This window comes from Burkholderia sp. HI2761 (assembly GCF_002223355.1).
In the GTDB taxonomy this organism is placed as follows: Bacteria; Pseudomonadota; Gammaproteobacteria; order Burkholderiales; family Burkholderiaceae; genus Burkholderia.
Window position 1 is genome coordinate 1 of sequence record NZ_NKFN01000028.1, and the last position, 855, is coordinate 855.

At 66.4% G+C, this 855-nt stretch carries 1 protein-coding gene; it reads left to right on the forward strand.

Going from position 1 to position 855, the window contains the following annotated elements; all coding sequences use genetic code 11:
- Window positions 1–49 precede the first annotated feature (49 nt).
- A partial coding sequence (locus tag CFB46_RS34970) for an electron transfer flavoprotein subunit alpha/FixB family protein (protein ID WP_089502510.1) occupies window positions 50–855 on the forward strand: 806 nt, incomplete at its 3' end.

Genomic DNA, 855 nt, shown 5'->3' on the forward strand with positions numbered 1-855 from the left:
GAGAAGCTGAAGACCGAAGCCAAGGTGCTGTAAGAAGGAGCGCAAAGAAATGACGATTCTGGTGATTGCAGAACACGACAACGCGTCGGTCAAGGCCGCGACGCTGAACACGGTGGCGGCGGCTGCGAAGATTGGCGGCGACATCCACGTGCTGGTCGCGGGCCACAACGCGCAAGCGGCGGCCGACGCGGCAGCGAAGATCGCGGGTGTGTCGAAGGTGCTGCTGGCCGACGCGCCGCAACTGGCCGAGGGCCTCGCGGAAAACGTCGAGGCGACCGCGCTGAACATCGCGAAGGACTACTCGCACATCCTCGCGCCGGCGACGGCCTACGGCAAGAACATTGCGCCGCGTATCGCCACGAAGCTCGACGTCGCGCAGATCTCGGACATCACGGCGGTCGATTCGGCCGACACGTTCGAGCGTCCGATCTATGCGGGCAACGCAATCGCGACGGTACAGTCGAGCGACCCGATCAAGGTCATCACGGTGCGTGCGACGGGCTTCGATCCGGTCGCGGCCGAAGGCGGCGGCGCAGCGGTCGAGAAGATCGAAGCGGCGGCCGACGCCGGCAAGTCGCAATTCGTAAGCCGTGAAGTGACGAAGCTGGACCGTCCGGAACTGACGTCGGCGAGCATCATCGTGTCGGGCGGCCGCGGTCTGGGTAGCGGCGAGAACTACACGAAGGTGCTGGAGCCGCTGGCGGACAAGCTGTCGGCCGCGCTCGGCGCATCGCGCGCGGCAGTCGACGCCGGCTACGTGCCGAACGACTACCAGGTCGGCCAGACCGGCAAGATCGTCGCGCCGCAGCTGTACATCGCGGTCGGCATCTCGGGTGCGATCCAGCATCTGGCCGG